Origin of the sequence: Burkholderia sp. SCN-KJ (assembly GCF_024656005.1) — a bacterium.
Classification (GTDB): Bacteria; Pseudomonadota; Gammaproteobacteria; order Burkholderiales; family Burkholderiaceae; genus Burkholderia.
This window is the reverse complement of sequence record NZ_JANKOG010000121.1, coordinates 1-277: the sequence shown is the minus strand read 5'-3', so window position 1 is coordinate 277 and position 277 is coordinate 1. Positions and strand designations below refer to the sequence as shown.

The window sequence follows — 277 nt, the reverse complement described above, 5'->3', positions numbered from 1 at the left end:
CACGTACATCACGTACGGCCCGCTCGCGTGCGGCGGCACGCAGGTCGTGTTCGAGGGCGTGCCGACCTATCCGGACGCCGGGCGCTTCTGGAAGATGATCGGCGATCACAAGGTCACGGTGTTCTACACCGCGCCGACCGCGATCCGTTCGCTGATCAAGGCCGCCGAGGCCGACGACAAGGTCCATCCGAAGAGCTACGACCTGTCGAGCCTGCGCATCATCGGCACGGTCGGCGAGCCGATCAATCCGGAAGCGTGGATGTGGTACCACAAGCAT

Annotated in this window: 1 protein-coding gene; it reads left to right on the top strand. The window is 64.6% G+C overall.

Features of this window, described 5'->3' with window-relative positions; all coding sequences use genetic code 11:
- A partial coding sequence (locus NQV17_RS37905; RefSeq protein WP_257776176.1) for an AMP-binding protein occupies positions 1–277 on the top strand: 277 nt, incomplete at both ends.